Raw genomic sequence first — 26,637 nt, 5'->3', positions numbered from 1 at the left:
CCGTCTCCGGACAACCCCCTGGCACTCATATTATCTGGAGTGAAATCATGGAAAACCGAAGGAAACCTGCGCCTACCGCCGCCACGCTCGACATAAACTGCGACTGCAAAGAATATGTCATCGATTATCTCGAGCGCGCTTTCCCTACTCGCCAAATGCGCGTCTTCACCGACGACACAGGCACGCAGCGCTCCGAGCCGATGACGGACGAGACGGGTAATCCCGTCTACAATCCCGAAGCCGAAGCTGCCCGCGCGCTGATGATCGAGCATCTTTGCGCATTGCCGCCGATCATGTCGGCGCTCGACGGCATCCTGGAGCATTTCGGGCATGATCGTGTCGCGGAAGTCACTGGGCGGACAAAACGCCTAATCTCGACGGGCGACGGCCGGCAGAAGCTGGAAACCCGTTCGACCCGTACCAGTCAGGCCGAGGCCGCGGCCTTCATGCAGGGGCTGAAGCGCGTCCTCATTTTCTCGGACGCCGGCGGGACGGGGCGATCCTATCACGCATCAATGGACGTGCCGAACCAGGAGCAACGCGTCCATCTGTTGCTCGAGCCGGGCTGGCGCGCGGACCGCGCCATTCAGGGCCTTGGCCGAACCCATCGGACCCATCAGGCGAGCACGCCACTGTTCCGGCCCGTCACGACCGACTGCAAAGGCGAACTCCGCTTCACCAGCACGATTGCGAGGCGGCTCGACAGCCTCGGCGCACTCACACGGGGTCAGCGCCAGACCGGCGGTCAGAATCTCTTCGACCCGGCTGATAATCTGGAGAGCGAATATGCTTGCGCTGCGCTGGTGACGTGGTTCCACTTGCTGGTCGATGGCAAGCTCAAGAGCATCTCGCATTCGGAATTCGAGGATCGGACCGGTCTCGAGCTCTGCGACAAGGACGGCGTCCTGAAAGAGGAACTGCCGCCCATCCAGCGATGGCTAAATCGCATCCTCGCGCTTCCCATCGGCCTGCAGAACAGCATCTTCGATGAGTTTCTGTCCCTGGTCGAGACACGGGTATCGGCGGCGAGGGAGGCTGGCCGGCTCGATGTCGGTGTCGAGACGATCCTCGTCGATTCCGCCACCTTGATCGACGACACACTGCTCCGGACCGACCCGGTCAGCGGGGCGACGTCGCACTTGCTGACCATCGAGATCGCGCGGCGGCGGACCCCTGTCACCTTGGAGCGCGTGCTGCGTATCGCCGACAGCGATAGCACCGCCGTATTTCTGCTCAACGCCAAGTCGGGGATGGTCGCGCTGCAGACCCGCGCCCGAGCGCTCATGGAGGAGAAGGACGGAACGCCGATCCCGCGCTTCGAGCTGACGAGGCCGACCCGGCGGGAATATATCCGCGAGCATGAGCTCTTCGAGAGCGCCTGGAAAATAGTCGATCGGGACGCCTTCTGCGCGAAATGGCAGGCCGAAGCCGATGAAGCGGCGAACAAGGTCGACACCGAGACGATCCGCCTCGCGACCGGCTTGCTTCTGCCGATCTGGTCGGCGCTGCCCAGCGATCATCTGGTGGTCAACCGCATCGCTGACAAAGCGGGAAATAGCTGGCTCGGCCGCCTCGTTTTCGACGAGCACGTTGTCCAGCTTTTCACCAAGCTCGGCATCGATCGCGCCGAGAACCTGCCGCCCTCGGACATCATCAAATCGGCCCATTCCGGTCGAAGCGTTGATGTTGCCCGCCCATTCCCCATGACGATCCGCCGCGCGATGGTGAACCGAAATCATCGCATCGAGATAGTCGGGGCGCCGTCGGATCAGCTCGCCTGGCTGAAATCCTTGGGCTGCTTCACCGAGATCATTCAGTACCGGACACGGGTGTTCCTTCCGGTGAGCATCGCCGCCGACATCCTTGGGCGCATTCTCGCCGATCCTGGGTGAGCGCGGGTCGCCCTTGGTCAAACGACCGAGGCCGCTCTTGGGAAAGAGGGAAGGGGGAACGGGGTGGTGTCCGGGAATTGCCGGACGCCAAGAGGAGTGACCCCGGTGATCCAGACCATCAAACTCGCCAAGCTGCGGCTCTCGCCGATCAACGTCCGTACCGCACCGGACGAACAGCTTCAGATTGAACCCATGGCCGCCAGTATCGAGGCCAAGGGCGTCCTTCAGAATCTGCTCGTCACGCCCGCCAAAAAGCCGCGCGGCACCTTCGAGGTCTTCGATGGCGGACGCCGTTGGCGCGCGCTTCGCCTGCTCGCCGAGCGCGGTACGATCTCGGAAGCCGATTTCGATGTCCCCGTCATGATCCTTACCGGCGACGATGCCGAATTGTCCGAAACGTCCACGGCGACCAACTTCCATCAGCTCAAGATGACCCCCGCCGAGGAATGCCGCGCCTTTCAGCACTTCATCGGCTCGACCGGCGATCTCGATGCTGTCGCAAAGCGTTTCGGCGTGACACGTCGCTTCGTCGAGGGGCGCCTGCGCCTCGCCTCGCTGGCAGCGCCGATCTTCGACGCCTTGAGCAAAAGCGAGATCACGCTCGACATCGCCAAAGCCTATGCGTCGACCGAAAGCCACGACAAGCAGCTTCTGGTCTGGAACAGCTACCAGAATGGCCACGTAACGGCCGACACCATCCGCCGCGTCATCGCCAATGAGACGCTCAAGGCCAGCGATCCGATCGCGATTCTGGTCGGCGAGGAGCGGTATCGCGCGGCAGGCGGCAAGGTCGATGGCGACCTCTTCACCGACGGCAACGACCGCTGGAACAATCCCGAGATCGCGCACCGTCTCGCCGGCGACATCATGGAGGCCGAAGCGAGACGCATCGGTGAGGAGACGGGCCTTGCCTGGATCAGGCCGATCGCCAGCAACTACGCCCACAACGCCGCCCACGGCCTCTACCGTGCCATCCTGCAGCCGCCCGCGCTCACCGAGGAGCAATCCGCCCGCCTTGGCGAGATCGAGGCGCGCCGCGCCGAGCTCGAGGCCGAAATGCAGGACGAATCCATCTCGCCCGATGCCTACAAGGCCCTGGACCAGGAGGATGACCGACTGATCGCCGAGGCCGAGGCGATCGAGCATCGCGCGCCCGTGCTGCCAGATGAGCTGCGGCCGCATGTCGGCGCGTTTCTGCTTCTGACGCCGCAGGGCGAGATGCGTCTCGACACCCAATTTTATAGCGAGCAGGAGCTCATCGTCGAAGAACCCGACGCGATCGATGATGCGGGCGGCGGAAATCCCGGCGAACCCGACGAGGGCGGGGCGGGCAGGTTTCGCGTCTGCGTGAAGGATTCGCCCGAGCCAGCTCGCCGACCCGAAGCTGTGGCACCTGGCGGCAAGCCGCTCAGCAATCGGCTCTACGACGAGCTTGCCATACAACGCCGCGATATTCTCGCATCCTGTCTGCTCGCTCAGCCGGCGCTCGCGCTCGATTACGCGCTGTTCGTCATGATCGACGCCCGGGTTTTCGCCGGCGGCGGTTCTGCCGACGAGATCGTTCAATATGGCACCACCATCTGCGCTGATGCCCCGCAGGATCCCGTCACGGCGGATTTGCCCGGCTCACGCGCCCGGTCCTACCTGGCCGAAGCGCATGATGGCCTTGATGCCGGATGGTGCGACCACGATCACGAAATCGATCGGTTCGAAGGGTTTCGCGCGCTCGATGACGACAGCAAGGCGCAGTGGCTGGCCTATATCGTTGCCATGTCGATCGAGGCCAAGCCGCGCGGGGCCAGCGGCCAGGTCGCGATCCACAATCGATTGGCCTCGATCCTCGAGATCGACGTTGCGAGCTGGTGGCGTCCGACCGCGGAAAACTTCTTCGATCGGGTCAACAAGGGCAGCATTTTGAGCCTGCTTCATGACGTCGGCGGCGGCGCGCTGACGGCTCGGCACGCCACCCTGAAGAAGGCGGAGATCTCGGAGAGCTGTGAAAAACTCTTCGCCGGGGCGGCCATTGTCGAGCCCGAGACGAAGGACGCTGTGCTCGCATGGGTGCCGGACGCGATGCGCTTTGGTGCTGCGGCCCCGTGCCCGACCGATCGTCTCGGTGGCGAGCCGGATCGCTCTGCGTTGTCGGATGATCACATGGCGGAAGGCGCTTCGGTCGCGGACGATACGGTGATCGAGCCGGTCGAAGCCTGACCCAGCAGGACAGGGGGGCGGTCGGCGCCACTTGCGCGATCGTCCCCTCCCGCACGCTTGCCTCTCCCGAACCCCATCGTCATCCCGCTGGAGCATCAGCCATGCCTGCGAAAGCCCGTCCGAGCCGCGACGTCGCGGCCGAAATCACCAACCTCATCATCAGAAAGCTGGAAGAAGGCGTCCCGCCCTGGACTCGGCCCTGGCGGGTTGCCGGCGCCGGTGGCCGTCCGCTCCGACACTGCGGCACGCCCTATACCGGGATCAACACGGTCTATCTTTGGGCGATCGCAGACGCGAACGGCTATCGCTCGCGCTACTGGATGACGTATCGCCAGGCCGAAGCGCTCGGCGGCCATGTTCGCCGGGGGGAGCACGGCTCGCTCTCGGTCTATTATTCGAGCTTCAAAAAGACCGAGTCGGACCGGGTGACCGGTGCCGAGAGCGAACGCAGCATTCGTTTCCTTCGCCATTATCTCGTGTTCAACGCCGATCAGATCGATGGGCTGCCCGCCTATTTCTATCCGGACGACGCGACCCCTGCGCCGATCGATCCATCTGCGCGGCAAGCTGCCATCGACGAGTTCTTCGATCATGTGCCGGCAGATGTTCGACATGGCGGCGATCGCGCCTTCTTCCACCCGACATTTGATTTCATCCAGATGCCGCACCGGCGGTCATTCACAACGATGGATCATTACGCCTCGGTGAGGGCACACGAGACCGTTCATTGGTCAGGCGGCAGCTCGCGCCTTGCCCGGACCTTCGGCAAGCGGTTCGGCGACAAAGCTTATAGTTTCGAGGAGCTTGTGGCTGAGATCGGAAGCGGCCTGATTTGCGCGCATTTGGATCTGCCGAACGAACTGCACGACAATCATGCGAGCTACGTCGCCCACTGGCTCGGCATTTTGCGCGCGGACAAGACCGCAATCATTCACGCCGCCTCGAAAGCTGAGCAGGCCTTCAACTACCTTCTGGCGTTTGGCGACAGCGACGACACGGCGTCATCGGCCGAGGGGGTCAGGCAGATCCTCGAGGCGGCCTGACCGCCGCTAATCCGAATTTTCCCCGACATCACAGGAGATACCGATGGGCTGGCTCACCATGTCCCGTTTCCACATGGGCGGACACAAGACCGCCAAGGATTATCTGGACGCGCAATTCACCTATAGCCGCGAGGCGGACGGGACGATCAAGGGACTGAAGGTGCTCGCCTCATCCTGCCCCCAGAATCGCACCTATTATGCTGCGGCTCAGGTGATGATCGACGGCGTCGGCAAGGAGGTTTTCGCGATCGTCTGCAAGGTGATGTGGAATCCCAAAAGCAAGTCCGGCGAGCATTTCGGCTACAAGGATATGGACGAATCTGTCGGCCCCTATGAGGATAGCTGTCCCCGCCACATTCTCGACCTTCTGACCCCGACCGACCGGGAGCACGCCCTCGACTGGCGCGCGCGGTGCCGTGCCAACCTGGCCCGCCGATCGCGCAAGATCGAGGACGGCGACCGGATCAAACTGGCCCAGGCGCTGACCTTCTCCGATGGTCATGTGGGTGACGAATTTATCGTCGTGAAGCGCGGCCGCCGCCTGAGTTTCCGCGATCCCGCGACTCGCTGCGGCTATGCGATCAGCCGGTTCATGGAGCGCGACTGGACGATCCTGCCGGTCACTAAGGTTCACAAGACGATCTTTGCATGAGTGCGTCAGCCAGTATCATTCCCGCAGCAGGGAGAAGCCATCATGTTTGCCGCGTGTCTTGAATTGTCGCCCAAGCGTCTGCAGCTTTGCAGCCGCGAGAACGCCAATCGCGTCGCAGGTCGCCTATTCGACGAGCGGCCGGGTAGGCTGTCGATCGTCCGCACTGGCGATCCGCTGCAACCATTCCGGGTCTGCACGACGCCGGCGGCCGATGATCATGTCGAGGTGGAGATGACATTTTGATCCGGATCGCGGCGGCCATCATCCTCGCGGGCGGAGCCGCTCTCACATCGCCCTCATGGTCTCAGAGTTTCGACGCGAAGGCGCGGGCGCTCGATGGCGATACCGTGGCCGTCGATTTCCGGTTGCTTGGGGTCGACGCATTCGAGCGCGGGCAGCTCTGTCGGCGCGCCTCGGGATGTTGGCAGTGTGGGAAGGCCGCACAGGATTTCGCCGCGAACGCCCTGCGCTCCAAGGCCGCGACGATCCGGCTCGTGTCTTCGTCTTCTTATGGCCGCCCCGTTGCGGTCGTTACAGTCGACGGCGCGGATTTGGGAGAGCGTCTTATCCGCGCGGGTCTCGCGACCCCGCAGGCGAGTTATCTCAGAGACGATCCCGCTCGCCTGCGCGCATATAATGCGGCCTTCGCTTCGGCCAGGAGGCAAAGGGCAGGGGCCTTTGCCGGAGACTGGATCGAACCGTCGCGCTGGCGGCACGGGAACCGCCTGAGCTGCGAGCGCTGATGGTCAGGCCGACAAAGTCGGGTCGGCCCACCAAGATGGTCCCTGCTCGAAATTTCCGTCCATCCTGACCAACGGCCCATCGGGCGCGTCGGCCACATAGGGGTTCACGAGCGGCATCACCGTCTCCTTCAGGCGCTTCTGTTCGCCTGCGATGCGCCCGCGCCGCTCCAGCAGATCCTCCAGCCATTCAAGATCGTCGAGCATCGACACCACGCCGCGGCCGGCGAGGCAGAAATAGATGCAGCGCTGAAAATCGTCGGCACCATCATTGCCCAGGATCTCCGCCAGCTTCAGCTTGCCCGCCGAAACCCCTTCATGCACCCAGCTTACCGCCTCGCGCAGCTCCCGCACCGAATAGTAGGCGTCCTCGACATGCATGCCGATCGCCGCATTGGCGATCATCCGACGGGTCGGCCGGTTCTCCATATCCAGCGCCGCATCCCGCAGCGTTATGTCGAGATCGAACAGGTGTCGGATGCTGGGCGTCGTCATGGCAAATCTCCTACTCATTAGAACGTAACGTGAACATGCGCGACCGTCAATTGTCCGCGTGCTTCCGTTGCGAGCGGAGCGCGCATCATGCCCATCAACGTCATCGTCGGCCTTCCGCACCTGAACGATGGGCCGATCCTTCAGCGGGCACGCGCGCTTGGCCGGACCGCGCTCATCTCGGCGAACGCGCTTTCACGTTGGTCCGAAAAGCGCGGCTGGCGGGAATGGACCGGATGGCGCCTGGGGCAACTCCAGAATGCACGGGGTTTGTCCGGCCTCTGCCTGGACTCCGCAGGCTTCGTCGCGACTGCGCGCTATGGTGGCTTCCCGTGGTCCCTGTCGGACTATGTATCGCTCGCGGCGGCCTATCCATTCCAATGGTGGGCAAGTGCCGATTACTGCGTCGAGGCTGAGATCGCGCGAGATCGCGACGAAGTCTTCGACCGCCTGTCGCGCACCATCCGCGCCAATCGCGACTGCCGCATCCTGGGCGAGGATGCCGGAATAGCCGACAGACTGATGCCTGTGATCCAGGGCCGGCGACCATCCGACTATGAGCGCTGTGTCGATGCGCTCTGGGGTTCGCTCCGCCCCGGCGCATTGATCGGTGTCGGAAGCATGTGCCGGCGCGATATTCACGGACCGGAAGGCCTGATCGCGGTCATCGACCATCTCGATCAGATTCTTCCGGCCGGTGTTCTGCTCCACGCATTCGGCGTCAAGGGCACGGCACTGCCCTTCCTTCTGCCTTTCGCACACCGGGTCGCGTCGATCGACAGCCAGGCCTATGGCGTCGGTGCGCGTCGGGCAGCCCTGAAGGCGGGGATCTCCAAGACCGATCGCGTCGTGGCCGATTACATGGAGCAATGGCTCGCCGGTCAGTACCACCGACTAACCGAGCGGCCGCGCCGCCTTCCGCAGCAACGGCCTGCTGACGCAGATCCTCCGCCGATCGATCCCTGGGAGGCCGCAATCGCGCAGGCCCGTACCGAAATCCGCGATCTCATCGAGTCCGGCGATCTTGATCATGATGAGATGTTCGAGCCGTGGCTCGAGCAATGGGCGGCCGACATCTTCCATGACCAGACGGCGGAGCGGTGAAAGGGGAGGGGGAGTGGAAGGGTGAGCATCAGGCTCACCGAAAGGGTGCGCGTCGCGAGCAAGCGCGTGCACCGCCATTCTCACTAGGAGAACCGCCTTGACCGCATCGCACCCTGTCGGAACCGCCATGGTCCCGCTCGCCCGGATTGCCGTGGGCTATAATCCGCGCCGCTATTTCGACCGGAAGAAGCATGACGAACTCGTCGCCTCCCTGCGTTTGCGAGGCATGCTGCAGCCGATGCTGGTTCGGCCCGCTGCCGACCTGCCGGAGCATTTCACGATCGTCGCCGGTGGGCGCCGCTTCCGAGCCGCCATGGAAGCCTTCGGCGAAGACGGGGAGGTGCCGGTCCTGATCCGGGAGATGACGGATCAGGAGGCGCTCGATGCCGCTATTGCCGAAAACGACGATCGAGATGACCCCTCGGAGACTGAGCAGGCAGACGCGGCCGTTCGCTACCTCGCGGCGTGTCAAGGCGACCGCGCCGAGGCTGCCCGGCGGCTTGGCTGGTCTCGGGCGAAGCTCGATCGCCGCCTCGCGCTCGCCGACCTTTCCGACACCGTCAAAACCGCGCTCGACGAGCGCCGCATCAAGGTCGGACACGCCGAGCTGCTGGCCGCCGTTCCCGCCGACAAGCAGGACAAGGCGCTCGAGACGATCATCGCGGCTAGCCTTGATATCGCCAAGACCCGCGACCTCCTGATGCGTGTCACCCAGCGTCTGGCCGACGCCCTCTTCGACAAGACGGAATGCATGACTTGTCCGTTCAATTCGGGGACGCAGCGCGCCTTGTTCGACACCCATGTCGACGATGGTCACTGCACCAATGCCACCTGCTTCCAGCTCAAGACCGAAGTCGTCGAAGCCGCGCGCCGTGAAGCGGAGGCGGCCGCCGAGGCCGAGGATGCCGCCGCAGCAATCGGGTCCAATGATGGCGACGAGGCCGATCTTGCCGACGATGGCGACGAAATCGAGGATGGCGGAGAAACTGGCAGCCTGATCGATGACGCCGCGCCCGTGGCACCTCTGGCCGGCCGCGGGACCGTCGTGCGCAAGGTTTCCACCAGCACCGGGCCGAGCATCACCGCAAAGTCCATCGCGGGTCGCACCGCCGACCTGCGAGAGGCGACCTGGCGGACGGCACTCGCGCGCGGGCTGGCTGACGATCCATCGGCTGCGCAGGCGGCGATCCTCGTGGCGGCGCTGACCGGCACACTGTCGCACATCAAGGCAGGCACTTTGACCTCGCGCGCCGCGCTGCTGGTCGACGCCGCGTTCCCCGATCGCGGTTTCAAGGACAAGATCGCAGAGATCCGTGAGCTGTCGGAGGGACAAGCCACGACGGTGCTCGCCGCGATCGGGGCCGCCTATGCCCGGGACGTCCAGTCGTTTACGCATGTCGCCGATCTTGCCAGCGCCTTCGGCATCGACATTCGGACGGTCTGGCAGGTCGATCGCTCATTCCTCGAACGCTACACGAAGGACGAGCTCAAATTCATCGCCGGCGAATGCGGCCTGGTGGCGCATATGGGCGAGAAAGCCTTCGCCAAACTGCTTGGCGCCAAGAAGGCCGACCTCATCTCCGGCATGTTGAATGCGGTTGGCTTCGACTGGGCCGACCGGGTGCCGAGCGCGATGGCCCTCAATGGCCGCTATTCGCCGCCCCAGTTTCTTCCGCCCGCTGAGACCGAGGAGGTGGTCGCCGACCTGGCCGCCTGACCCCACCAGCCTTCCAATCAAGGAACCACCAACATGCTGATCTCAAGCCTATTGCCCTTGCTGGGCAGCTATTCGCTCGCCTTCGATCTCGTCGCCGGCGCTGACGATGTTGTCACCCTCATCATCATTCCCCGCATCGCCGAGGGGAAAACGCACAAGGCCGAGGCCGGCGAGCTGCGTCCGATCTCGATCACAGCGACGGCCGCTGAGATCGATGCCGAGCTCTCGAAGGGTGCCGACGGCGCCCTTGGCGGACTGATTGCCGCGCGCAAGACGCTCGCTGACCAGATCGCCACCCAGCGGGGCGCGGCCGAGGCCGCCCGCGCAGCGTCCGCCGAGGCGGCGAAGGCAAAGGCGGCATCGACGCCTCCCAAGTCGGCAGGCCCCACGACCATCGCGCCGGCTGCGCCAGCACCGGGCGCCCTTCCGGCCGATGCCAAATCGGAGGAACCCGCCAGTCTTTGGTGACGGGATGAACCGGCGCCCCTTTGCCATTCCAACGAGGACATTACGATGCAGATCGATCACCTTGCCCGGGTCTACCGCTATGACGGTATCGACCTCCCGCAGCCGCCGCACCTTGCCAACGACCCGCAAGGGCTGCGCGCCTATCACGCCACCCTCTACCCGGCGATCCTCAATGCCGACCTGGTGGATGCCGGGGTTACCGGCGGTGTCCATGTCACCGAATATCGCCGCGCGGTCGGCACGAAGGGCTGAGGTGGCACGCCCGCGAACAGCGGCCATCCCCGCAGCACCGCGCAACACGCTCCTCGAATGGATCGAGAACGACCATGGCGACACTTCCGGACTTTCCCGGCCAACCTGCAGCAAACAGGCCCAAGCCCTCCATGCGCAGATCGTCCTTTGCGCGGGCACGCAAGAGGACGGTCCCGCCGATCCCATCGCTCCACCCATCGGCCTGCCCCTCCCACCGCTCGGCTGACCTCGCCGGACGGTCCGTCCGCTTCTCGCCCGATATTCCCGTGATCTTCGATCGCTCGCTCGTAGCCCATCACAAGCTGGTGGGCAGCTGGGTGGTGTCGAAGGAGGGGGCGACAGCGCGTCTGACGCGCCCCGAGGCACGGCGGCGCATCGAGCAGGTCTTCACGGCGAAGGTCCTGGACATCCTGCGAAGCTGTACGATCGCGGACTTGCGCGTCGTCCTCCTCAACGGGGAATCCTGCGGCGCGCCGGCGATCGCCATCGTCTGCGATAGCGTCGGACAGTTGGATCTTGGATGGATCGAGGACAGCAATCGGCCGATCCCGTGGCGCGCGGCGGCCTACCGGGCGCTCGAGCGCACGCTCGGAAGCGCTCTCCCGGTGTTCTGCTATGACGATCTCTTCGACAATATCTCGATGTACTATTGGGATGGCGAGACCGAAGATGGGGCCGCCCGCGAAGCCCTGATCGCCTACCACGGGGCTGATCCCAGCGAAATCGACGCCCAAATCATGCCGTCCGCCATGAATGCCAAGCGGCCGGAATGGATGTTCGCAGCAAAGGCGGCGCCTCAGTCGAAGCTACCGATTGTCCTTCGCCGGGCCTTGCGCGAATTACGCGATGCTCACGCGGCACTCACCGATCTGCCCGACGAGCATCATGCCTGGCGCGTAGAGATGGACGTTCTCTACGAATATGTCCCCGGCATCGAGGAATGCTCGCCACTGCCGCCGCTGACCCTCGTTCCCGTCGAGCAGTTCGCGGTCGAGGTCGACGATGTCGGGCGCCACGGCATGGAGTATGGCTTCATGGACGTGACGGGTCTCTGCCCGATGACACAAATCGCAGCAATCGATGCATGGCTTGCCTCGCTCGCGGTTGGCGCCCGGCTTCTGCGCGCTGCCAGACACCTAATCGAACTCTATCCCCCCGAATAGCGAGGCCGACATGACCGACCATTGCGTGCAGTTCGAGCGAACTGCCGGCGGATTGGTGCTGACCAACGCCATCCTGCTTTACAGAAGCAACGGGGCCCGCGGCCTCGGTTCCCATCTTACCCCCGACGAGGATGCCGACGCTTTCGCCAGCATCCACCAGATCGACCATGACGCCGCCGGCGCACCGACTATCGCCGCCGGGACGCCTTTGACACGAGCACATTTGCGGCATTGGTCGCAGGCGCTCGGCCGCGTCGCCGCGCCCCAAATTCTCCCCGAGACGGTGCTCGTTGCGCATCCCGATCTGCTCGTCTGGTGGGTGCCCGCGCAGGTGCGGCCAGCATATTTCAACCTGTCGACCCCGCCGGCGGGCCTTCGTGCGCTTGCTGGCCGTACCGTTGTCCCGGTCGCATATCCCGCGCACGTCCTTGTCGCCACTCGGCGTAGGCTTGGTGTCTATGCCCTTGGCCGCAGCGAGCGGCCCACGGCCGAGACCATCCTGCTTCATTCGCCCATCCTCAACGTCTTCCTCAATGGCTCGCTGTGTTGGGGCAACATTCCGAGGCCGACATCGCTGGAGGTGGCGGCCATTCCCGAATTCGAACGTGCGCTTTTTGACTCCTGGTCGACGCACCCCAATCCGGGCCAGGAGCTGACCGTCACGGGAAAGGGCGGTCTCGTGCGGCTCTGGGACAATCTCGCGGCGACCCGCGCGACACGCTTCCCGGTCAAACGCCTGAAGGCGTTCGTTGGCGATCGTCGTCAAGCCGTCCCACGAGGGGGCACCAAGGCCGAGCCGATGACGCTTGGTGACTTGATCTACGGAAAGTCCCGCCGATGATAGCCCTTGCCGAAGACCCGACCTCCGCTGCCGTCCTGGCGGCCGCGCCATGTTATCCGGTGCCGCCCAGTGGGCAATCCCCTGCCATCGACGCGGTTCGCGAAGCCCGTGTCGGTCAATGCCTCGTCGTCGGCCGCGACGGTGTCTGCTTGATCCTGCGCCGGGCCTGGCTCGCTCTGGACCTGCCCGTCACACCGCCTATTCCAGCTTATCTCCCGTATGGAAGCATTGGCGCCGGGCGCGCGGATCTGCGCTGCGGACTGATACCGGCAGAGCTGTTGGCACAAGTCCTCAAGCACTTTCGGGCCGCTCTGCCGAACGAGGCCGCGGCGTTCATCGTCTGGGATGAGAACGATCGGCAATTCACGCTCGATCTCCCCCAGATCGACCACGCGACGCCGTCGCACCTCACCTACCGTCCACCCGTGCAGCCGCCGCACCGGCATATCGTCTGTGACATCCACAGCCATGGCCATGCTCCCGCCTTCTTCAGCGCAACCGACGACGCCGACGACGCACACGCGACCAAGATTTCCATGGTGGTCGGACGTCTCGGTCACGCGGATGGCCCGACAATCGCCTCCCGGCTGTGCGCCGGCGGGATGTTCCTGCCGCTTCCGCGCAGCCCATTTTCTGGAGACTATCATGAGCTCTGATCCGCCTGCCCGCCACTATCTGCCCGCGGCCCTTGGCAGCGGGGCGATCAAGGTCGTGCTCGTGGGTTGCGGCGGCAACGGAGCGCAGATGCTGATGGGCCTCGCCTCGCTGGACACCGCACTGCGCGCCATTTCCTCTCGCTCGCTCGACGTGACCGTCGTCGACGATGACATCGTCAGCGAAGCCAATCTCGGCCGACAGCCCTTCTATCGATGCGACATCGGCAACTCCAAGGCCCGGACCCTGACCGAGCGGGTCAATCTCGCTCACGGCCTTGCCTGGACGGCGGTACACGGACGGGCGCCCGAGGCCGCCAAGCTCGACGGCGCTGATATTCTCATCACCTGCGTCGATACCGCCTCCGCGCGCCGGGCCATAGGAGCAGCACTGGTGGCCGGGCGGAGCCCGCCGACCTACTGGATGGACCTCGGCAATCGCGCGGGCGATGGACAATTCATTCTCGGCTGCCCGAACCACGAGGCCGAGGCCGACCATCAACTACCTCCCACGGTCCTCGAATATTTTCCGGAGATCGCGGACGAGACCCTACCGGATGACGATGCGCCGTCATGCTCGATGGCCGAGGCCCTGGAGCGTCAATCGCTCTTCGTGAACAGAGTCGTGGCGAGCCATGCCCTGGCGCTGCTCTTTGACCTCATTGGTCGAGGATCGATCGGGCATGCGGGGGCCTTCATCAACATTGCCACGGGGCAGAGCGTTCCCATTCCGCTGCCGATCGCCGCCTGAGAGTCAGCGCTCCCCGAGGCCGCCCACGGGAGAAAGGGGAGGGGGAGAGGGCCGTTTGAGCGGATTTTCGCTCAAGACCGGAGGGCCTCCCCATGACTTACGACGTCGCCATGCGCCATCAGCAAGCGCTCGATCCCAGCTCGCTGATCACGGTCTTCACCACCCTCCACGCCATCGGCGCCGCAATCAAGGATTGCCGCAACGCCGGCAAGGATGCGGAAACCGATCCTGCCGTGATCCTGCTCGTCCGCCATCTGAGCGCAGTGTGCGAGGATCGGCCGTCCAGCCTGGAGCTTCGGCGCACCTGCATGGACCAGATTGCCGAAATCCGCCGCACCCCGGTGCTGCGAAATCTGGCCTATCGCGGCGTCAGCTATGACGAGGCCGCCAAGCGGCTCTTCCATTCCGAGGGCCGCTCCGCGATGCGGCGCCTGGCCGACGCCCTCGGCCTCTGCGACGGGACCTACGACATTCGCTCCAACAAGGGCGGCCCCGCGGTCTCCGGCGAAATCACGCTCCATGGCGAGGAGGCGTGGGTGCAGCTCTCGCTCGGCTGTTCGGGCCCGGGCCGGGAAGTCCTCTATCGCCGCGTTCGCGGCCGTGACGACCACTGCGGCGATCGCAATCACTGGGCATCGGTCAACGACCTCATGGCGCCCGACCGTTTCGCCGCCCGCCTGCAGCGCGACCTGCGCCTGCCCCCGCCGGTCGCACAGCCCATGCGCCTCTTTGCCTGATGTCGACGGAGGCCGAGCACATGACACGTGCCGAGAATATCCCGCCCTTCGATCCCTGCTCGGCCGCCACCTAGCTTGCCCGAGGCCGCGCACCGGATCAAGCCGAGGCGATTGCGAAAGCCTGGCGCGACTATCCCGACCTGCCGCCAACATCGACGGCGGCAGACCGCATGGCGCGTACCCGCGAACGTGTCGTCGCGATGAAGCCGGTCAACGACGCCATCGCCGCAGCTGCCGAGGCCGAGCGCCAGGCACGCAATTTCAGCTTCACCGAGGACCGAGCCGCCTCGGTACGCGGCGACGAGCGCGATGCGGCGATCCTGCGCGGCAGAGAGCGCTACGGCTATGACTGGAATCAGGCGATCCGCTATGCCGATGGCTGGTATGCGGCCCACGTTGGTTGGAATCACCGTCCACCGTCCAAAACCGCAGAACGCTCGGCCTATGATCGCGGGTTTGCCGATGGTGGCGGTGACGTCGATGATCTCTTCGATGCGGCCCGCCGCGCCAATCTTGCCGCGGCAAGAACAGGCGCGCCGTCGCGACCGTTCGTCGCGGCACGATGTCTGCCCTCGGATTGGTTGAAGCCGAGCGATCGACCACGGCCGACACCGTGGCCACGGCGGGTCATCATCCTCGGTGATCACCCAGCAGCCGCACTCGGCCGCGGCGACATCTTCGAGCGCTTTCAGGAGACGGGCGGTCGCTGCGGCGGTCGCGCCATCGTCCTCACGGCCGCCAGGGGCTTCGCTTCGTCAGCGTCGGCATTGTCTGAGGCCGAGGAATTGACGGCGGCTCGCGCCGATGAACTCATTGCCAGTCCCGAGCAGGGAGACCGCCTTCGCGCCCTCCTGGCGGACAGCGATGTTGAGGACATTCTTGTCGCATTGCATGGCGACTATTTGCGGGTTCTCGACGCCCATTCGGCAGCCCTGCCGACCTGTCGAAATCGTGAGCGCACGCGCAACACGCCGCCGCAGGTCAAAGCGCACCTGAAGCTCTGGATGGACCGAGGCCGCGAGGCCGGAAGCAATGTCGGCGCCGGCCACATCCGTTGGTCCAAGGCGACCAAAGGCCTCACCGCCAAGCTGGGCGAGCTGACGGCCCGCTATCAGGGGCCCGGCCCCGACAGGGGGCATATGGTTTCGATCGAGCAGGGCGGTGCGCCCGCGTATGGCTTCATCGATCCTGACGGCGAACTCCTCGATCCCACGGTTGTCGTCGGTAGCAAGGCCCGGCTGCGCGAGGAGATGGCACGGGCGCTTCGCCTGTTCGGCGGGGCGACGAGATTCGGCGCTCGCTAATCCCTGGGGTGAAATACCCGCAGCCAGCGCTGGCGCGGACGCCGTTGCTCTGTGGACCGCGATCTCACGGTCATCGATCCCGCCGCCTAGGCCTTCGAGGTCATCGAACACCCGCACCGCAGCCCATCGCAGGAGACCACCATGTCCCGCACCGATGGACGCGCCTATGCGCGTCACCTGATCGACGCGGCCCAACATTTCCTGCAGTCAGCAGTTGCCGACTATGCGCCCATGACCACCGAGCACCGCTACTACTGGACCGCCATCTCGATCGAACTGGCGCTCAAAGCGTGGCTTAGCCTTGTCGGCTTCACCGACGACCAAATGCGCCGCACCGTTGGGCATGACCTCGCTATCGCGCGTAGCCTGGCGGAAATCGAGGGGCTTTCGTTCCCCGACGCCGCCGAACCGGTGCTGACGCTGGTCCATCCCTTCTACATGCAAGGCGGTTTTCGGCGACCTAACGATGTTGAATGGCCTGCGGCGCTTCTTGCCCAGACCCTGCCGTTCCTCACGGCCTTCTACGCCGCGATCTCCGATACGATCGCCGCGGTGCCACCCGAATCCGTTTCAGCGCCCGCCACGCCAACCTGACGGCGGCCGTCGCCGAAATCCTCGCTTCGCGCATCGCCGTACCATCGCGGTGACCTTACATGCCACTCGGCGGCGTGTCCGGTGCAGGGGAAGGCTTCGCAGGCCCGACTGTGTCACCCTCGATGCCGGGATCGAGATCTGTTGGGCGTATTTCGCAACTCCCGATCAGGAGCCCCCGTCATGTTGAACCAGTTCCAACGCGCCTGCGCGGATGTCTATGGCGGGAGCGACTTCGCCCATGTCGAAAGCCTGAGCGACGCCCGTGAGGCCGGAGACACGCTCTTCACCTTCCTGATGATCGAGCTCTCCTCGAGCGAGGGCTGCGACGGTCGCGATGAAGCGGTGCGAAGGCTCGATATGGCAGTCGCCGAAATCCAGGGTGTCGCCGAGGCCGTCCAGCGCGGCGGGCCCGCGCGCTGACGGAGCAGGGGGGCTGGCGGGGTGGTGATCTGAGACCATTCACGCTCGACGCCTCCCGATGTCATCCCGCCAAGCATCGGCCTTGGGCGGCACCGCAGCAGCTCTTTGGTCTACCCGCTGTCGACCTCTTGTTGGCAGGCGCTCTCCTTGATCGAGCAGGCCTGGTGACACGCCAATCCTAATAGCTTGTGCCCCGGCCTGCTCGATCATTTCCTCGCCGTTCGGTAGTGGTCAGCTAGCAGCAGACGGGGCGATAGCTTGCCCCGCCTGCCTTCGCCGCGAGCGACGACCCACAAACACGGTGATTGCCGGTAACACCAGCAGCGTCAACGCGGTCGAAGTGATCAGCCCGCCAATGACGACGGTCGCCAGTGGCCGCTGGACCTCGGCGCCAGTACCGGTCGCGAGCGCCATCGGCACGAACCCGAGGCTGGCCACCAGCGCGGTCATCAGTACGGGACGTACACGCTCCATCGCTCCGCCGATGATCGCCTCGTCCTCGGTCACACCATCCTCACGGCGCTTGCGTATCGCGCTCATCATCACGAGGCCGTTGAGCACCGCCACGCCGGATAAGGCGATGAACCCGACCGCGGCCGTGATCGAGAACGGGATACCGCGCAGCAGTAGCGCGAACACGCCGCCCGCCAGCGCCATGGGCACCGCGCTGAACACGATCGCTGCCGGCACCAGGCCCCCGAGCGCCATGTAGAGCAGCGCGTAGATCGCCAAGAAGCAGATCGGCACGACGATCAGCAGTCGTAGCCGCGCCGATTGCAGGCTCTCGAATGTGCCGCCCCACGCCGTGTACATTCCGGCCGGGAGTTGGAGTTGGCCGATCTTCGCCTGCGCCTCCTCAACGAATCCGCCGAGGTCGCGCCCGCGCACATTGACCTGAACGACCACCATGCGCTTGCCGTTCTCGCGGCTTATCTGGTTCAGCCCCTGGGTGTAGCTGAACCGGGCCACCTCCCGGAGCGGGATCGACCGCGCGACCTGTCCCTCGGCCGCCGGCAGCATGACCGGGATAGCGCCGAGCGTTTCCAGATCGTCGCGCTGGGCGTCGGGCAGCCGAACGACTACGGCGAAACGCCGGTCGCCCTCGAACAGGAGCCCGGCTTCCCGTCCGCCAAGTGCTGCGGCGACGGTGTTCGCCACCTCTTCGACCGACAGGCCGTAGCGTCCCGCTGCCTGGCGATCGATCTTTACGTCGAAAGTTGGGGCGCCGTCCGTCTGCTCGACGCTGACATCGCCTGCGCCGGGAATCGCGCGGAGGATGCCGGCAATGCGCTGGGCTTGCTGGCTCATCTGATCCAGATCGTCGCCGTAGAGCTTGACTGCAACGTCGGCGCGGACGCCCGCGATCAGCTCGTTGAAGCGCATCTGGATCGGCTGCTGGATCTCGGTCCGGTTGCCGATCAGCGGCTTCATCTTCTCCTCGATGCGGCGCAGGATATCCTCCTTGGACTTCACCTCTGCCGGCCATTCCTTCTCCGGCTTGGGGATGAAATAGGTGTCCGAGGCGTTGGGCGGCATCGGGTCAGTACCGAGATCGGCATTGCCGTTCTTCGAGAAGACCAGCGCCGCTTCTGGCAGCGACTTCAGCGCATTTTCGATCTGGAGCTGCATCTGCGTCGATTGGTCGATCGAGGCCGAGGGCACGCGGAAGTTCGTAACGGTGATGTCCTTCTCGTCGAGCTGCGGCATGAATTCCTCGCCGAGCAGGCCGAAGCAGAGGATCGCCGCCGCAAAGATGCCGACGCCGCCTGCAATGAACGGCAGCGGTCGGGCGACTGCTTGTCGCAGCATGGGTGCATATTTCTCCTTGAACCAGCGGATTGCTTTCACTTCGGTCTCGCTGACCTTTCCCTTGATAAGGATTGCGAGCATCGCCGGCACGAAAGTCAGCGACAGCACGAAAGCGCTGGCGAGCGCCACCATCAGCGTGATCGCCATCGGCGAGAAGGTCTTGCCCTCGACGCCCTGGAAGGTGAGCAAGGGCACGAACACGAGGAAGATGATGAGCTGGCCATAGACGGTCGGCCGCACCATCTCCTGCGATGCCTCGATCGTTTCGCCCAGGCGTTCGCGCAGGGTCAGCAGCCTCCCCTCATGCTCCTGGCGTTGGGCGAGGCGCCGCAGCGCATTCTCGACGATGATGACCGCGCCATCGACAATGAGACCGAAATCGAGCGCGCCCAGGCTCATCAGATTGCCCGAGACGCCGAGCCCATTCATGCCCGCTGCCGTCATCAGCATGGTGATCGGGATCACCGCGGCGGTGATGAGCGCCGCGCGAATATTGCCGAGTAGCAGGAACAAGACGACGATGACGAGCAGCGCGCCTTCGACCAGATTCTTCTCGACCGTCGCGATGGTCGCATTGACCAGCTTGGAGCGGTTATAGACCGGCTCGGCGAACACGTCGGGCGGCAGCGCCTTGTTGACCTGGTCGAGTTTCTCGGCCGCACTGTTTGCGACAATGCGGCTGTTTTGGCCAACCAGCATCAGCACGGTCGAGATCACCGCCTCCGAGCCCATACGGCTGCCCGATCCGGTACGGACTGCACCGCCGATCACGACCTGGCCGACATCCTTCACCCGCACGGGCACGCCGGCGCGGGTGGCGACCACAGCTTCCTGAATGTCTTCGATCGACTTGAGCCGTGCATCGGCACGGACAAGGAAGCTTTCCCCTGCACGCCGGACATAGTTGGAGCCCGCCGACAGGTTTGCGCGCTCCAGCGCGTCTGCAAGCTCGGTGATCGACAGACCATAGCTGGCAAGCGCGTTCAGATTGGGCTCGATCAGATATTGCTTCACATAGCCGCCGTTGGAATCGACCCCGGCGACACCCTGCACGTTGCGCATTTGCGGCCGGATGATCCAGTCCTGCACGGTGCGCAGGTAGGCGGCCTTGGCCAATTCGGTCGTCAGCCGCTCGCCTTCGGGGGTGAGATAGCTGCCGTCGGACTGCCAGCCCGGCTTGCCGTCCACGACCTTGACGCCCTTGCCGTCGGGATGCCGGAACGCGACAGAATAGAAGAAAATCTCGCCGAGGCCGGTGCTGAGCGGCGCGAGGTTGGGTTGGATGCCGGCGGGCAAGCTGTCCTTGGCCTGAGTGAGCCGCTCCGTGACCTGCTGGCGCGCGAAATAGATATTAGTGTCGTCGGTGAAAACCGCCGTCACCTGGCTGAACCCGTTGCGCGAGAAGGAGCGCGTCATCTCCAGGCCGGGAATACCTGCGAGTGCCGTCTCCACCGGGAAGGTGACTTGCTTCTCGATGTCGACCGGACCCAACGTCGGGGCAAAGGTGCTGATCTGCACCTGGCGGTTGGTGACGTCCGGCACCGCGTCGATCGGCAGTTTGGTGATCTGCCAGGCACCGAAGCCGACTACGATGAGCGTCAGGAACGCGACGAGCCATCGCATCCTGACGGAGAGCGCGAGGATACCGGCGATCATTCCTCACCTCCTTCATTCTTCTCGATCTCAGCCTTCAGGAGAAAGGCATTGGAGGTCGCGATCGGGATACCGGCGACGAGGCCGGAGATGATCGCGACCAGCCCGCCGGAGCGGCTCCCGACCTGCACGTTCGTGGCCTTGAAGCCGGTCGCGGTGCGAACGAAGACGACGGTGCGGTCGCCGAGTGTCTGCACGGCATCTTGCGGTACACTCACGCCGCCCTTGGCCGCGCCTCCGCTTGCGAAGATACGCGCCTGGACGAGCTGGCCAGGGACAAGCGTGCTGCCGCCCGAACTCGGCACGATGATGACGGTCGCGGCGCGCGTCGTCGGATCGACCACGCCGGTCTCGGAGCGGACCTGCCCCTCGATCCTGCGCCCGTCAGTGGTGGTCAATTCTACGTGATCGCCGGCCCGCACGCGGGGCGCATCGGCCGGCGGCAGACTTGCCGCGATTTGCAGGCGTGTCGGATCGGCGACGCGGAACAGCTCCGTCTCGGCCGACACGAAGGTGCCGAGGGTTCCGGTTGCCGAGGTGATGCGCCCGGTGATCGGGCTGACCACCGCCACCGAGCGGCCATCAGACGCCACCCGTGCAGCACCGGCGGCGGCGGCGGCGCGACGGGCATCGGCCTGCGCCACGGCAAGATTAGCCTGCGCGGTCTCATAGTCGGCGCGCGGGCTCACGCCTTGATCGAGCAGCGATTTCTCACGGGCAAGCTGTCGCTCTGCGAGCGTGACGCGCGCGGCCGCGGCGCCGCGGTCGGCGGCGATTGCCGAGGCGTCGCGACTTTCGAGCAAAGCGATCGTTTCTCCGGCACGCACCGGATCGCCGATCCGCTTGAAGATGCGCGTGACCGTCCCCGCCGCGCGCGCCGTCAGCACCGCTTCGGCGTCGGGCGTCGAATCAACGGTGGCGCTTGCGCTGATCGCCGCATCCAGTCCGCCTGCGGCGGCCGGCGCAATGCCGATCTTCGAGATGCGGATGCCTTCGGCGGTGATGACGACACTATCCTTCGGTGTGTCGGCCTTGGCGGAAGCGGCCTCGGGAGCGGGCAGAACGGGTTGGGTTAGGCGAGCGATGCCGAATCCGATTCCGGCTGCAATGGCAAGCGCAATAGCGGCTCCGGCATAGAGCCGGTTCTTCTCGGAGGTCATTGGATCGGGTCTCCGGTGATGGTGCGGCCCTGAAGGCGGGCCAGGATGGCGTAAGTGGTGAAACGGCCGGCCTGGGCGTCGAGCACGACGCCTCGGGCCAGCCCAAGGTTGCGGCGCGCGGTCAGCAGTTCGATCAGCGGCGCCTTGCCGCCTTCGTAGGCGATGCGGGCAAGGCGATAGCCTTCCTGCGCGGTCGCGAGCGACGCTTGCGCGGCTCTAACACGCGCTTCGGATGCCTCTGCCTGCGCGATGGCGCCACGAAGCTCTGCTTCCGCTTCGGTCCGGGCGACTTCTGCGCGTGCCTCGGCGCCGGCTACTTCGGCGCGCGCAGCGGCGATATTCCCCCGGTTGCTGTCGAACAGCGGCAGCGGCACCGAGACGCCGACGACAAGCGCGTTCGCCCCCTCGCGTTCGAGCCGCCGGACGCCGAGCGAGCCGGTGACGTCGGGTATCGCACGCTTGCGCTCATAAGCGAGCCGCTGGTTTGCCGCCTCCCGTTCGGCGAGGGCGGTTCGATAGATCGTCGAACGGCCCGGATCGACAGGACCGACCGCCGGAGACGTATCGAAAAGCGCCAGCACGGACCCGGAAACGCCGGTATAGGGCTGCGCAACGCCAGAGAGCGCTGACAGGCGGGCAAGGGCTCCAGTGTAGTTGGCCCTCGCGAGGTCCAGATCGGCCCGCAACGCCTGCAAAACGGTTTCCGCCTGAAGGCTGCGCAGCCGTGCTTCCTTGCCAGCGCCGACCTGGGCATTGGCGACTCTCAGGTCGGCCTCGGCGTTCCCAACTTCATCCTGGGCAAGCTCGATCCGGCGCTGCGCGATCTCCGCGGCGGCATAGCCGGTCGCAAGATCATAGGCATAGGCGACCCGCGCATTGAGCCCACGCGCCTTTGCCGCACCCACACCTGCCTCACCAGCAGCGATGCGGGCAAAACGTTTGCCACCCAGCTCGAAAGGCTGGTTGATCTGAAGCGTCGTCTCCGCCGCGTCGAATCTGCTATAAGGTGCACTGCCGGCAATGTTTTCGGCCTGCACGCTCACGCTCGGATTGGGCCTTGCGCGCGCTTGTTCGGCGAGTCCCTCCGCCTGCGCGACATCGGCGGCGATAGCGGCTGCACGAGGTGCCCCTTCGCTTTGCTTGAGCAATGTGGGGAACGGCGGCGCCTCCTGGGCATAGGCCGTCCTTCCCAAGGCCGCGCCCCATAGCACGACCGTCATGCCGACCATCGCGCAACGCGCCAGCCGGCGTTTTACGCCATTCATGATTATTCCCTTCGAGCTGACTGGTTCCCGCTGCGACGATGCCGCGTCGGACCGTCAGTCCCGTGGGGGGCGCAGGATCGATATCGGCGGGAGAGAATCGACCGCGGCTGGCCCCGCCATCGTCCACACGACCGCGAGAGCGGGCGCGGTTGCGATGACTGCCGGCTCGGCCGGAATGGCGAGCCCTTGCAGGACGACATGCGCTGCGAGGTGCAGCGGATCGCTTGGCTGCGGCAGGTCGCCGGGATGATGATCGCTAAGCTCGATCACATGCTCGGCACTCGCGATGTCATGAACGTGGGGTTTCGAATCGTGCCAGCTCGCAATGCCGACCATCCCCACCAGGGCGAGCAGCATCAGGAGCAACGCCAAAGGGCGGCCCCGAACAAGCTTGGTGCGGAAAGGTGTCGCGATCACCGCTCTTTGGTAACGCGAGAGTAATCGCCCTGGCAATGCGCGAGTGTTGCTCATGTCGTCGGCCAACGCGGGTGGAGGTCATCGATCACGAAGGCGTGCTTGGCATCGCCGTCGGCGTGAGCGTCACGCTGATGGGGATGATCGGCCGGAAGATCATCGTGACGGTGCGACACCGAGTCCGGGTCGTTCGCCGGCCACAGCAGCAGCGCCGCGACCGCACCAACCGCCGCCAGCGCGGCCATACCGCCGAATGCGGCGGTCATGCTCACCCGCGCGCCAAGCTGGCCGACCAGCGGATAGGCGATCAGCCAGCAGACATGGCTGAGTGCGAACTGCGCCGCGAACAATGCAGGCCGGTCTTCCGAACTGGCTGAACGCCGCAGCAGCCGGCCGCCCGGCGTGACGCTCATCGAATAAGCGACGCCGAGTAGTAGCCAGCCACCGAGCAGAATGTGCCAATAAGCCTGCCCCGGCGGAATCATGGCGCTGATCGCAGTCAACGCGGCCAAGCCGAGGACCAGCAAGAACGAGGCGCCGATCATGATCGCGCGGTCGGCGACGCGATCGAGGATGCGGGGCAGCGCGAAAGCGGCGCACATCGAGCCGCCGCCAAAGGCGGCCAGGGTCAGCGCCACGTCCCGCTGGCCGAGCCCGAGCCCGCGCACGATCACGACGGTATTGACGATCACCATCGCGCTCGCCGCCGCCGCGGCCAGCGTCACGGCGAGCAGGCCGCGCATCCGCGGCGTCTTGAGGTAGATGCGAATGCCGCGCGTCGTCTTGTCGTAGATGCCCATCCTGCGGGTCGCTGCGGCCACCGTTTTAGCCAGGCCCGAGGTCACGACCAGCGCGGCCGAAGCGACAAAGCCGATCGCGGTGCCCGAGAACAGCCAGTGGAAGTTGATGACCGTCAGCAGCGCGGCCGCGAGCATCGGGCTGGTCAGACTCTCCATGTCATAGGCGAGCCGGGACAGCGACAGCGCGCGGGTATAATCGGCTTCCTCCGGCAGAACGTCGGGAATGGTCGCCTGAAAGGTCGGGGTAAACCCCGCCGAGGCCGATTGCAGCACGAAGATCAGCATATAGACCTGCCAGACCTCGGTGACGAACGGCAAGCAGATGGCGACGGCGGCGCGGACCAGGTCGAGCGAGACGAGCAGCGCCTTGCGCGGCACCCGGTCGGCGAAGGCGCCCGCCATCGGCGCAACGCCGATATAAGCGATCATCTTGATCGCCAGCGCCGTTCCCAGCACCGCGCCCGCATCGCCGCCGGCAATGTCATAGGCGAGCAGTCCAAGCGCGACCGTCGCCAGGCCCGTCCCGACGAGCGCGATCATCTGCGCCAGAAACAGGTGGCGATAGGTGCGGTTGGCGAGCACATGAAGCATGGTCTCTCCCTATCCCCCTGGGGGGATGTGTGCAACATCCCCTTGGGGGGGATGTATGAATTCCTCGACAAGCGTTTTGGGTGGTGAAAGATAGACCGATGAGCAACCACAAGCACGCCAGCCACCCGGCGATCATCAAGCGGCTCAATCGCGCCACGGGGCATCTCCGCAGCATCGTCACCATGATCGAGGAGGGGCGGACCTGCGTCGACGTCGCGCAGCAGCTCGATGCGGTCGAGAAGGCCGTGGCGAGCGCGAAGCGCGCCCTCATCAACGATCATATCGACCATTGCCTAAGCCATGCCGCGGACGAAGGCGGCGCGGCCAGGGCGATTGAGGATTTCAAGGCGATCTCGCGCTACCTGTAACTCTCTGTCTCGGTACTGGCTCAAAGGTGAAGGCCGCGCTGCAGGAGGCCCTCTCCAAGCAATAGGCGCCGCCGCCCAGGCCGCATGAGCGGATCATCCGCGTAATGACCATCGTGCTTCCGTCCGATTGCGGATCGGACGATGCCTGCTCCGATTCCAGCAGAGAGGGGAGGGGGGCCGGGCGGGGCGGCAATTTTGCCGCCCTCAAGGACTCGAAGCCCCATGCTTCCACATCCAACTGTCGAGTCCGCTGGGGCTCGCGCGCCGGTCGACTACATCCTTGTTGCCGCGCCCCCGCCGGTCGTTCTTGCTTATGGGATCGGCGTCGATTCAACCGCTCTCCTCGTCGAACTCGAATCGCGCGGCGAGCCGCCCGACCTGGTCCTGACGGCCGATCCCGGTGCCGAAAAGCCGGAAACCTACGAGTATCAGAGAGTGATCTCGCTCTGGATGGCGGCGCGCGGCATTCCCTACGAGGTGGTCCGCTATGTGCCCACGCGTTTCAAGCATTGGCCGCCTTACTATTCGATCCTCGCCAATGTCCTCACGAACGCGACACTGCCGAGCATCAGCCTTGGACGGCACAGCCTCAAATGGAAGGTGGCGCCGCAAGACGCTTTCCTGAAGCAATGGGCACCGGCTCGCGCCGCATGGGCGAATGGGCAGAAGGTCGAGCGGCTGATCGGCTACGACACGTCGCCCTCCGATTCCCGGCGTCATGCCCATGCTGCCGGGCTGGACGATCCGCTGTTCCAGTGCCGCTATCCGCTGCGCGAATGGAACTGGACGCGCGATCGCTGCATCGCCCGGATCGAGGCCGCCGGTCTCCCGGTGCCGCCCAAGTCGAGCTGCTTCTTCTGCGGCGCCATCCGGCCCGATGAAGTACGCGCCCTGCCGGCGTGGTGCCTTCGCTTGATTGTCCTGATTGAGGCCCGCGCCGAACCGCGCCTGCGCACCGTCGAGGGATTGTGGCGCCGATCGACCAGGACCCGGCCCGGCAGGATCACCGATTTCATCCGCGCCGAGCGGCTGCTCCCCGAGGCCGAGATCGACGCGATCCGTCGCGATGCGCCGACCGATCTCATCCGTTTCCAGGACGCCGCCAGCATCGTGCCGATCGCCGAGCGGCCGACGATGGAAGAATGGATCGCGAGTTTCAACGCCGGCTTGATGGAGGCAGCATGACCAGCACCATATCCCGGATCGCCGAGCTCAATGACCGCGTGCGGCTCGGCCTCGATCGAAACGCGCGGATCGTGATGACGGCGACCTGTCTCGCCACATTGGCAGGCGGCGACCGCATCGTCAGCGAAGCCGTCGCCCAGGCCGCGGTACTCGCGGCCGTCCGGCGCTACGAATTCAAGCCTGATGACGGCCCGGAACGCAACTACGGGCAGTTCGAGCTCGAGGGTCACATCGTCTGCTTTCGCATCGATTATTACGATCCCTCGCTCGAATGGGGCTCGGAAGATCCTGCCGACGCCGCGGTGACCGTCCGTGTCCTGACGATCATGCTCCCCTGCGACGATTGAGCCGATCAGTC

27 protein-coding genes are annotated in these 26,637 nt (G+C 65.1%); 21 read left to right on the top strand and 6 right to left on the bottom strand.

Translation table 11 applies throughout. The features are described from left to right. Window positions 1-155 precede the first annotated feature (155 nt). The 6 genes from FFS08_RS20060 to FFS08_RS20035 all read left to right on the top strand — a co-directional run bounded on the left by FFS08_RS20060 (window position 156) and on the right by FFS08_RS20035 (window position 6,541). Entirely contained in the window at window positions 156-1,892 is a 1,737-nt protein-coding gene (locus FFS08_RS20060; protein ID WP_083952648.1) for a strawberry notch C-terminal domain-containing protein, read from the top strand. Between the two features lie 105 nt (window positions 1,893-1,997). Then, a complete protein-coding gene (locus tag FFS08_RS20055; RefSeq protein WP_137864401.1) occupies window positions 1,998-4,103 on the top strand; it encodes a ParB/RepB/Spo0J family partition protein in 2,106 nt (701 codons plus the stop codon). 101 nt (window positions 4,104-4,204) lie between these two features. Beyond that, window positions 4,205-5,146 (top strand): ArdC family protein, encoded by a 942-nt coding sequence (locus FFS08_RS20050; RefSeq protein WP_030090556.1) that lies wholly within the window; start codon window positions 4,205-4,207, stop codon window positions 5,144-5,146. 43 nt (window positions 5,147-5,189) lie between these two features. Then, window positions 5,190-5,798: a DUF6927 domain-containing protein gene (locus FFS08_RS20045; protein ID WP_062787886.1), complete on the top strand. Its 609-nt coding sequence runs from the start codon at window positions 5,190-5,192 to the stop codon at window positions 5,796-5,798. Window positions 5,799-5,840: 42 nt separating this feature from the next. Then, entirely contained in the window at window positions 5,841-6,041 is a 201-nt protein-coding gene (locus FFS08_RS20040; protein WP_030090560.1) for a hypothetical protein, read from the top strand. Continuing rightward, window positions 6,041-6,541 (top strand): thermonuclease family protein, encoded by a 501-nt coding sequence (locus FFS08_RS20035; protein WP_369805560.1) that lies wholly within the window; start codon window positions 6,041-6,043, stop codon window positions 6,539-6,541. Before FFS08_RS20040 ends, FFS08_RS20035 begins: the two co-directional genes overlap by 1 nt. 3 nt (window positions 6,542-6,544) lie before the next feature. Here the strand turns inward: FFS08_RS20035 and FFS08_RS20030 are convergent, their stop codons facing one another. After that, complete coding sequence (locus FFS08_RS20030) at window positions 6,545-7,033, bottom strand: hypothetical protein (protein WP_070936340.1); 489 nt, start codon at window positions 7,031-7,033, stop codon at window positions 6,545-6,547. Between the two features lie 87 nt (window positions 7,034-7,120). Here FFS08_RS20030 and FFS08_RS20025 point away from each other — a divergent pair, with 87 nt between their 5' ends. The 12 genes from FFS08_RS20025 (at window position 7,121) to FFS08_RS19970 (ending at window position 17,034) form a co-directional block, all read left to right on the top strand. Further along, window positions 7,121-8,134, top strand: a complete 1,014-nt coding sequence (locus FFS08_RS20025; RefSeq protein WP_062787883.1) for a deazapurine DNA modification protein DpdA family protein — start codon at window positions 7,121-7,123, stop codon at window positions 8,132-8,134. A 97-nt stretch (window positions 8,135-8,231) separates the two neighbouring features. Then, entirely contained in the window at window positions 8,232-9,851 is a 1,620-nt protein-coding gene (locus tag FFS08_RS20020) for a PRTRC system ParB family protein (RefSeq protein WP_376765092.1), read from the top strand. Window positions 9,852-9,884: 33 nt separating this feature from the next. Beyond that, window positions 9,885-10,319, top strand: coding sequence for a PRTRC system protein E (locus tag FFS08_RS20015; RefSeq protein WP_070936336.1), 435 nt, complete (start codon window positions 9,885-9,887; stop codon window positions 10,317-10,319). A gap of 45 nt (window positions 10,320-10,364) precedes the next feature. Beyond that, window positions 10,365-10,571 (top strand): PRTRC system protein C, encoded by a 207-nt coding sequence (locus FFS08_RS20010; protein ID WP_030090566.1) that lies wholly within the window; start codon window positions 10,365-10,367, stop codon window positions 10,569-10,571. 266 nt (window positions 10,572-10,837) lie between these two features. Beyond that, a complete protein-coding gene (locus FFS08_RS20005) occupies window positions 10,838-11,734 on the top strand; it encodes a hypothetical protein (RefSeq protein ID WP_237241404.1) in 897 nt (298 codons plus the stop codon). A gap of 10 nt (window positions 11,735-11,744) precedes the next feature. Next, window positions 11,745-12,575: a PRTRC system protein B gene (locus tag FFS08_RS20000; protein ID WP_070936332.1), complete on the top strand. Its 831-nt coding sequence runs from the start codon at window positions 11,745-11,747 to the stop codon at window positions 12,573-12,575. Next, window positions 12,572-13,231, top strand: a complete 660-nt coding sequence (locus FFS08_RS19995; RefSeq protein WP_070936330.1) for a PRTRC system protein A — start codon at window positions 12,572-12,574, stop codon at window positions 13,229-13,231. The genes FFS08_RS20000 and FFS08_RS19995 overlap by 4 nt, the downstream gene beginning before the upstream one ends. Further along, the gene (locus FFS08_RS19990; RefSeq protein ID WP_070936328.1) at window positions 13,221-13,979 is read left to right on the top strand and encodes a PRTRC system ThiF family protein; all 759 of its coding nucleotides are present in this window, start codon (window positions 13,221-13,223) and stop codon (window positions 13,977-13,979) included. The genes FFS08_RS19995 and FFS08_RS19990 overlap by 11 nt, the downstream gene beginning before the upstream one ends. 92 nt (window positions 13,980-14,071) lie before the next feature. Then, entirely contained in the window at window positions 14,072-14,716 is a 645-nt protein-coding gene (locus FFS08_RS19985; protein ID WP_070936326.1) for a hypothetical protein, read from the top strand. 170 nt (window positions 14,717-14,886) lie between these two features. Further along, on the top strand, window positions 14,887-16,020 hold the full coding sequence (locus FFS08_RS19980; protein ID WP_137864400.1) for a hypothetical protein: 1,134 nt from the start codon (window positions 14,887-14,889) through the stop codon (window positions 16,018-16,020). Window positions 16,021-16,161: 141 nt separating this feature from the next. After that, window positions 16,162-16,614, top strand: coding sequence for a hypothetical protein (locus tag FFS08_RS19975; RefSeq protein ID WP_070936322.1), 453 nt, complete (start codon window positions 16,162-16,164; stop codon window positions 16,612-16,614). A gap of 180 nt (window positions 16,615-16,794) precedes the next feature. Next, window positions 16,795-17,034 carry a hypothetical protein gene (locus FFS08_RS19970; RefSeq protein WP_070936319.1) on the top strand — a complete coding sequence of 80 codons (240 nt, stop codon included), beginning with the start codon at window positions 16,795-16,797 and terminating at the stop codon, window positions 17,032-17,034. 231 nt (window positions 17,035-17,265) lie between these two features. Here the strand turns inward: FFS08_RS19970 and FFS08_RS19965 are convergent, their stop codons facing one another. From FFS08_RS19965 to FFS08_RS19945, 5 genes are all read right to left on the bottom strand, one after another. Continuing rightward, the gene (locus FFS08_RS19965; protein ID WP_070936317.1) at window positions 17,266-20,499 is read right to left on the bottom strand and encodes an efflux RND transporter permease subunit; all 3,234 of its coding nucleotides are present in this window, start codon (window positions 20,497-20,499) and stop codon (window positions 17,266-17,268) included. After that, a complete protein-coding gene (locus FFS08_RS19960; protein ID WP_070936315.1) occupies window positions 20,496-21,656 on the bottom strand; it encodes an efflux RND transporter periplasmic adaptor subunit in 1,161 nt (386 codons plus the stop codon). Before FFS08_RS19960 ends, FFS08_RS19965 begins: the two co-directional genes overlap by 4 nt. Then, entirely contained in the window at window positions 21,653-22,921 is a 1,269-nt protein-coding gene (locus FFS08_RS19955) for a TolC family protein (protein ID WP_070936313.1), read from the bottom strand. Before FFS08_RS19955 ends, FFS08_RS19960 begins: the two co-directional genes overlap by 4 nt. A gap of 54 nt (window positions 22,922-22,975) precedes the next feature. Continuing rightward, window positions 22,976-23,278, bottom strand: coding sequence for a hypothetical protein (locus tag FFS08_RS19950; RefSeq protein ID WP_137864399.1), 303 nt, complete (start codon window positions 23,276-23,278; stop codon window positions 22,976-22,978). Between the two features lie 110 nt (window positions 23,279-23,388). Beyond that, window positions 23,389-24,726, bottom strand: a complete 1,338-nt coding sequence (locus FFS08_RS19945; protein WP_070936309.1) for an MFS transporter — start codon at window positions 24,724-24,726, stop codon at window positions 23,389-23,391. 98 nt (window positions 24,727-24,824) lie between these two features. Here FFS08_RS19945 and FFS08_RS19940 point away from each other — a divergent pair, with 98 nt between their 5' ends. From FFS08_RS19940 to FFS08_RS19930, 3 genes are all read left to right on the top strand, one after another. Further along, window positions 24,825-25,094 carry a metal-sensing transcriptional repressor gene (locus tag FFS08_RS19940; protein ID WP_070936307.1) on the top strand — a complete coding sequence of 90 codons (270 nt, stop codon included), beginning with the start codon at window positions 24,825-24,827 and terminating at the stop codon, window positions 25,092-25,094. A gap of 222 nt (window positions 25,095-25,316) precedes the next feature. Next, window positions 25,317-26,279, top strand: coding sequence for an adenine nucleotide alpha hydrolase family protein (locus tag FFS08_RS19935; protein WP_137864403.1), 963 nt, complete (start codon window positions 25,317-25,319; stop codon window positions 26,277-26,279). Continuing rightward, window positions 26,276-26,626 (top strand): DUF3768 domain-containing protein, encoded by a 351-nt coding sequence (locus tag FFS08_RS19930; RefSeq protein WP_030090586.1) that lies wholly within the window; start codon window positions 26,276-26,278, stop codon window positions 26,624-26,626. The genes FFS08_RS19935 and FFS08_RS19930 overlap by 4 nt, the downstream gene beginning before the upstream one ends. The last annotated feature ends 11 nt before the right edge of the window (window positions 26,627-26,637 follow it).

Origin of the sequence: Sphingomonas sp. 1F27F7B (assembly GCF_005503355.1) — a bacterium.
Taxonomy (GTDB): domain Bacteria; phylum Pseudomonadota; class Alphaproteobacteria; order Sphingomonadales; family Sphingomonadaceae; genus Sphingomonas.
The sequence above is the reverse complement of the archived record's forward strand: the minus strand, read 5'-3'. Positions and strand labels throughout refer to the sequence as shown.

Bases quoted from the DNA above. Each gene is read 5' to 3' on its own strand.
- FFS08_RS20030 (WP_070936340.1), bottom strand. From the start codon at position 7,033: ATGACGACGCCCAGCATCCGACACCTGTTCGATCTCGACATAACGCTG.
- FFS08_RS20015 (WP_070936336.1), top strand. From the start codon at position 9,885: ATGCTGATCTCAAGCCTATTGCCCTTGCTGGGCAGCTATTCGCTCGCC.
- FFS08_RS19955 (WP_070936313.1), bottom strand. From the start codon at position 22,921: ATGAATGGCGTAAAACGCCGGCTGGCGCGTTGCGCGATGGTCGGCATG.
- FFS08_RS19995 (WP_070936330.1), top strand. From the start codon at position 12,572: ATGATAGCCCTTGCCGAAGACCCGACCTCCGCTGCCGTCCTGGCGGCC.
- FFS08_RS19980 (WP_137864400.1), top strand. From the start codon at position 14,887: ATGGCGCGTACCCGCGAACGTGTCGTCGCGATGAAGCCGGTCAACGAC.
- FFS08_RS20045 (WP_062787886.1), top strand. From the start codon at position 5,190: ATGGGCTGGCTCACCATGTCCCGTTTCCACATGGGCGGACACAAGACC.
- FFS08_RS19930 (WP_030090586.1), top strand. From the start codon at position 26,276: ATGACCAGCACCATATCCCGGATCGCCGAGCTCAATGACCGCGTGCGG.
- FFS08_RS19990 (WP_070936328.1), top strand. From the start codon at position 13,221: ATGAGCTCTGATCCGCCTGCCCGCCACTATCTGCCCGCGGCCCTTGGC.
- FFS08_RS20010 (WP_030090566.1), top strand. From the start codon at position 10,365: ATGCAGATCGATCACCTTGCCCGGGTCTACCGCTATGACGGTATCGAC.
- FFS08_RS20050 (WP_030090556.1), top strand. From the start codon at position 4,205: ATGCCTGCGAAAGCCCGTCCGAGCCGCGACGTCGCGGCCGAAATCACC.
- FFS08_RS19950 (WP_137864399.1), bottom strand. From the start codon at position 23,278: ATGCTGCTCGCCCTGGTGGGGATGGTCGGCATTGCGAGCTGGCACGAT.
- FFS08_RS19945 (WP_070936309.1), bottom strand. From the start codon at position 24,726: ATGCTTCATGTGCTCGCCAACCGCACCTATCGCCACCTGTTTCTGGCG.
- FFS08_RS19960 (WP_070936315.1), bottom strand. From the start codon at position 21,656: ATGACCTCCGAGAAGAACCGGCTCTATGCCGGAGCCGCTATTGCGCTT.
- FFS08_RS20025 (WP_062787883.1), top strand. From the start codon at position 7,121: ATGCCCATCAACGTCATCGTCGGCCTTCCGCACCTGAACGATGGGCCG.
- FFS08_RS20040 (WP_030090560.1), top strand. From the start codon at position 5,841: ATGTTTGCCGCGTGTCTTGAATTGTCGCCCAAGCGTCTGCAGCTTTGC.
- FFS08_RS20000 (WP_070936332.1), top strand. From the start codon at position 11,745: ATGACCGACCATTGCGTGCAGTTCGAGCGAACTGCCGGCGGATTGGTG.
- FFS08_RS20060 (WP_083952648.1), top strand. From the start codon at position 156: ATGCGCGTCTTCACCGACGACACAGGCACGCAGCGCTCCGAGCCGATG.
- FFS08_RS19975 (WP_070936322.1), top strand. From the start codon at position 16,162: ATGTCCCGCACCGATGGACGCGCCTATGCGCGTCACCTGATCGACGCG.
- FFS08_RS19985 (WP_070936326.1), top strand. From the start codon at position 14,072: ATGACTTACGACGTCGCCATGCGCCATCAGCAAGCGCTCGATCCCAGC.
- FFS08_RS19965 (WP_070936317.1), bottom strand. From the start codon at position 20,499: ATGATCGCCGGTATCCTCGCGCTCTCCGTCAGGATGCGATGGCTCGTC.
- FFS08_RS19935 (WP_137864403.1), top strand. From the start codon at position 25,317: ATGCTTCCACATCCAACTGTCGAGTCCGCTGGGGCTCGCGCGCCGGTC.
- FFS08_RS19940 (WP_070936307.1), top strand. From the start codon at position 24,825: ATGAGCAACCACAAGCACGCCAGCCACCCGGCGATCATCAAGCGGCTC.
- FFS08_RS19970 (WP_070936319.1), top strand. From the start codon at position 16,795: ATGTTGAACCAGTTCCAACGCGCCTGCGCGGATGTCTATGGCGGGAGC.